Origin of the sequence: Burkholderia sp. b14, from assembly GCF_900156195.1 — a bacterium.
Taxonomy (GTDB): Bacteria; Pseudomonadota; Gammaproteobacteria; order Burkholderiales; family Burkholderiaceae; genus Mycetohabitans.
Genome location: NZ_FTPJ01000002.1, coordinates 705,779 through 711,047 on the forward strand (window position 1 = coordinate 705,779; position 5,269 = coordinate 711,047).

Annotated in this window: 2 protein-coding genes and 2 pseudogenes; 2 read left to right on the forward strand and 2 right to left on the reverse strand. The window is 46.4% G+C overall.

Going from position 1 to position 5,269, the window contains the following annotated elements:
- Positions 1-31: 31 nt before the first annotated feature.
- Positions 32-670 carry a UdgX family uracil-DNA binding protein gene (locus tag B0B13_RS04385; protein ID WP_076794462.1) on the forward strand — a complete coding sequence of 213 codons (639 nt, stop codon included), beginning with the start codon at positions 32-34 and terminating at the stop codon, positions 668-670.
- A 167-nt stretch (positions 671-837) separates the two neighbouring features.
- Here the strand turns inward: B0B13_RS04385 and B0B13_RS04390 are convergent.
- A pseudogene (locus B0B13_RS04390) lies at positions 838-2,626 on the reverse strand (cholesterol oxidase substrate-binding domain-containing protein).
- A 222-nt stretch (positions 2,627-2,848) separates the two neighbouring features.
- On the opposite strand from B0B13_RS04390, the pseudogene B0B13_RS04395 reads away from it, so the two are divergent.
- Positions 2,849-3,232: pseudogene (locus B0B13_RS04395) on the forward strand (integrase core domain-containing protein); the annotation flags it as partial.
- 13 nt (positions 3,233-3,245) lie between these two features.
- Here the strand turns inward: B0B13_RS04395 and B0B13_RS04400 are convergent.
- Entirely contained in the window at positions 3,246-4,814 is a 1,569-nt protein-coding gene (locus B0B13_RS04400) for a phenylalanine aminomutase (D-beta-phenylalanine forming) (protein WP_076794464.1), read from the reverse strand.
- Positions 4,815-5,269: the final 455 nt, after the last annotated feature.

Here is a 5,269-nt window from a genome sequence, read left to right on the forward strand (position 1 = left end):
TCGTGCAAGTCCATGTGCCAGGAGTCTCGTTATGACCACGCGCAAACCGATAACGCAGGAACACGGGAAGATCGAAATCGAACCGCAACAGCAGCCGCAAAGCCTGGACGATTGCCGGCGCTGTGCGCTGTGGCACGACGCGTCGCAGCCGGTGCCAGGCGAGGGGCCCGCTCATGCGCCCATCATGATGATCGGCGAACAGCCCGGCGACCAGGAAGATCGACAAGGCAGGCCATTTGTCGGTCCGGCTGGCGTACTACTGAACGACGCGTTGCGGGAGGCCGGCGTTGCCCGCGGCGACGTCTATGTGACGAATGCCGTCAAGCACTTCAAATGGGAGCCGCGCGGTAAGCGGCGTATGCACAAAACGCCTGCACAGCGCGAAATCGAAGCGTGCCACTACTGGCTCGATCGTGAGTTCGATACGGTTGCACCCGCTGTAGTCGTCGCCCTTGGCGCGATAGCGCTCAAAGCCGTGCTGCAAGATCCGACTGTGACACTGCAGCGTTTGTTGGACCACACGATTGAGCACGGCGGGCACTTTATCACCCCAACTTATCACCCATCGTTCGCCCTACGGGCGCCCGATGAACCGACGCGGCAGCGCGCCTATGTGCAAATCGTCGAGGCGCTGCGGCGGGCGGGGAAACTAGCGCGGCAACTCGAGTAGCAGGATGGGTAATTCTCCCGTAACTCCAGCGGAAATAGAAGTAGAATTTTTCTGTTAATGACGTTCTACGCAATAAAGGAATCGATATTCACAAACAGCCAGATCATGGACGCGCTCGAGGGGCGCACCTCGCGGCACGCCCGTTATACTTCCAGAAACTCCATCCCTTATACTCCTGAAGGCAATAGCTTGTCGAGCAACGCAGATGAGAAGATACGGTTAGGATCGTATTTATTGAGTGTCTTGATAGTTTTATCCCAATCTTTCTCTTGGCTGATTTGACCCTCCCTATAAATATTCGGGATGGTTGTGCTAATCGTCGTGTAATCCTTCCAAGCTGCTGAATCTGTATATGCCCACCCCTTAGACCATTCTGGTCGCATTGTCGCATAGGAGCCTGCATAATGTGAAAACATCCACTGTTCTGTTTCGCGATAAAATTTATTCGCGTGAGGCGTTCCAGGCAAAGTCAAAATGTCGAACCAAACCGCAATATCCCAATCTGGTCTATCCAAGCGTGGCTTAATCACAGATAGGGCAGCAGTGACACTACTCGGGCTCACATCATTCGGGTTATCCAGCCCTGACACCCGAATTTCGAGAGGGCCATTAATTGGGTATTGATTTTGCTTCTGATACGCATTAATGCGCTCCTGATAGTTCTCGATGAAATCGCTAATGACACGCTGGACGTTAGCCCGGCTGGTAACGACTGCATAGCCATTTGCAGTAACCCGCAGTGTAGTGGGTCGAATGTATTGTAGTAAGTTTTTTGACCATCCCCAAATATCCAGGCTATGCATGGCAACCAAGCCTGCAGTTGCAATTGCCAACTGCTTTTGGCCAAAAACCGGGGTAATAGTTACCTCGTTGTCAATAACAATACGCTTGATTAAATCAGATAATTCTATAGAAATCCAGTCTAAAATGGATAATTATTCGCCTTCTTGACAACGCGCGAAAATAATGGCTTATTTGGCCTTACACTCCAGACTTTCAGCCATGGATTGCTTGTAAATGGGAACCATATTACTTCTATTCTACCAGATTTATCAAGAAACGATTCAATGGTTCGCTTGGATCTTCGAAACGATCCAATAGCCCTTTTAGATGCTCCAGGTTTTGCAAATAATTCATTAGCAGAAATATTAATGTGACTCCGACAGCGTAAGCGCTGATTTTCTCCAACTTGCATCGTCACCTCGACAATGCAAGCTCGTCCGACATACGTAAGGAATGCACTAATATCTGCCTCTTCACGGGAAAACGTCCTCAATATATACTCTTTCTTTGTCTCATCATACACAACCGCATTTAACGATAGAATAAGATTGCTTAAAGAGCCATAGGTATGCCCTGATAATAATTTCTCCCCTTTCGCTGGCACAGCAGTACCATGCGCACCAATCGCTAATGCCCCTCCCAACGTAATGTCGCCGGGGCAGGCACAGCTGTCATCCCCAGGCCTTTTGTTTCCAGTTTTTCGAGCAAAGTCCCCATCGATACGCCTGTTTGCGCAGTTACTCGAGCTGGCTTTGATGCCGTGTCAATTGATACGGCGGTCAAGTTCTTCGTCATGTCAAGCAAAACAACTGAAGAAGCCTTGCTATCCGAGTCCATTGTTAATGGAGACCAGTTATGCATATATCCACGTGGGCGAATCTTAAAATCATTTGATCTCGCCCAGTTCACGATGGAAACGATGTCGTCAGGGGTTTTAGGCACCGCTGTCCATACGTTATCTACAAATATTTCCCTGCTCCAGTTCTCGTAAGCCTGCCGATACATTGATATCCCGACCGGGAAATTCACCAATGTTTCACTTGCGTTGGCTGATATTTGATAAATTGGCGTCCACCCTCCAGCAACGATACCCGAAGTGGACAACATGACCATATCAGAAAGAAACTTCCGGCGGGAACTCGCACAGCCCTTCTTTTTATAATTCCTTTCCATTTTTAACTCCTATTTCTTAATTAATAAAAAATGAAGAAATGAAGGAAATGAGACCGGCCGGACGGCCAGTTAAAACCCTTCTACGTTCGGTCGTGCAAATTCCTCTACGTTGTGGAACAGGATAAGGTTGTTATTTAACGCTTTTTGGTCTTTTGTGCAAGAGTTTGGCAGCCTATTTGGGTCGGTAACTGTATCCGTCGAACTCGAGCGGATAGCAGCCATGCGCTGGATCGCATCGCTACGGGTCGACCATTACCGCGCTTTATCAAGGCGTACAATGGCAGCGAATTCATCTCTAAAGTGCTCCAAGTGGGCGTATGAAAGAGGCATAGAGATCGATTTCTCACGCCCCGGCAAGCCAACTGATAACGCGAAGAACGAGTCGTTCAACGGGCGCTGCGTGAGGAATGCTTCAACGCGCATGGGTTCTTGTCGCTCGAGGGCGCCAAGCGCAAAATCGAGGCCTAGCGCGAGTACTATCATGAGGCGCGTCTCCACTGGGCACTGCAGTGGATGACGCCCGCCGAATTCGCCCGCCAGTGCAAGTCCCGAGCCGATTCGGCCCACCCCGAAGAGCCAGAAATTTCCACTTTAGAACGGCCCTGATTGGGAAAGAACCTCACCTCGAAGAATGAGCCATTCCATTTCGAATAAAAATAGCAATATCTTCTAGATATGGGGTAAGCGACTCATCTTTATCAAAAAACGGCAAAAAAGACCGCACCGAATTATAAAGCATGGCAGTATGCGTTCCCAATTTGTCAGCACCACGAATATCAGCTGCTTGACATGCACACAAAAGTTCGAAGCTTATAACATAAATGGTATTATTAAATATTTCCTGTGCACGCCGAGCAGCCACAAGACCAAGTGACACAATATCTTGGAAATCAGCTGTCGAGGGCAATGACTGAATAGAGACTGGCATACATAAAGACCGGTTTTCTGAGGCAAGGGAAGCACTCATGAACTGCCCTCCCATCAACCCAAGTCGGATTCCTTGATCACTCACACAAAGAAATGGTGGCAATCCATTGCTATTATTTTTATCCATAAATCGATCGATACGCCGATCCGACAAGTTACTTAACGTAACCAACGCGATAGATAAATGATCCATCGCCATAGAAATGTACTGACCATGAAAATGGCCATTATGATATACATCACCATGCTTTGGAATCACCAAAGGATTGTCATTACTAGAATTCAACTCATTTTCTACCACACACTTAACATAGTCCACAGCATCCCTAATCGGTCCAATTATCTGCGGCGTACAACGCAAAGAATACGCATCTTCGATTTGATCAGTAACACTATCTATCACATTATCGCAAAGTTGCGAGCGAAGACTTTTTGATACATCATCCTCACTACTTATCATATTACTGTCGGCAAGCGCGTTGTAGATATTTGCTGCAGACGCTTGCTGGCCTCGATGCGGCTTTTCTTCGTGCACCAACGGTGAAAATACCTTACGCTTTCCTTTCAATGTCTCCAAAGTTAACGATGTTATTAATTCATATGATTTAATTAAATTCTCCACATCATTTACTATTAGGCACGCCAAGCCAGTCATGGCCGAGGTTCCATTTATTAATGCCAAGCCCTCTTTATAATTAAGTCTGAGCGGCTCAATATTAGCCCTACACAGTGCCTCTGAGGCGCTCATGATTTCCCCTTGATACCTAACCTTCCATTTTCCAGTTAGCGCCAAAGCAATAGCAGCAAGTGGTCCCAAATCTCCACTCGTACCAAGAGAACCTTTCTGAGGTACGCAAGGACATATTCCTTTATTAAAAAAATCTACAAATTTTTGAATATTTTCTAGTGAAATTGCAGATACTCCTCGAGCAAGCGAGTTGATACGTGTTAACATCGTCGCTCGAACCACAGCATCATCAAAATATGGACCAACATTTGTTGCGACTGCCGCAATAAGATTTTCTTGCGTTTGCGTCGCATACTTTTCTGGGATAAGGTATTTAACAAATCCCCCCATACTTGTATTTACACCATAAATCACCTTCCCCTGCAAAAGAAGGTCGTCAAGTAATTTACGGGATTCAACAATAGACTTGCATGCCTTTTGCCCAAGGCGAACATTAATATTAAAATCATATGCCGCCCTGGCAATATCATTTGCCCTTATGGGCTCACCTGTAATTTCTAGCATTTTATCCATAACCGACCCCTTTTTAAAAAATTTTTACTCAACCTTAATTATCAAACATTCACGTTAAGGTCCCGCCAAAATTTAGCCCGCATTCAGCCAATCAAAACAGCTTAAATAACTCAATCTATGCATCATGCTTTTAGTGTCAACATCATCACCGGAACCAGTTAGGCGAACTCTATACACTATACGGATATTTATTAAACAACATAAATTTTTCAATTATCGGCTGTCCCGCTCTGCACTGTGCCTTCACGGTTAATGTATCTTTTAAAGCAATATCGGGCAGGCCATTACCCTGTTGGCACAAATGACAACTGTACACGCAACACAATCGACACAATCAACACAAGCAGCGAATTTCTCGCCATTCATCATATAATTTAACCTGACAAGTGCAAGCCAGATAAGAGCAAGGAGTGCCGTAATTATCGTCAGGCCTGGCAATATTATTTTGCAAAATT

Bases quoted from the DNA above. Each gene is read 5' to 3' on its own strand.
- B0B13_RS04385 (WP_076794462.1), top strand. From the start codon at position 32: ATGACCACGCGCAAACCGATAACGCAGGAACACGGGAAGATCGAAATC.
- B0B13_RS04400 (WP_076794464.1), bottom strand. From the start codon at position 4,814: ATGGATAAAATGCTAGAAATTACAGGTGAGCCCATAAGGGCAAATGAT.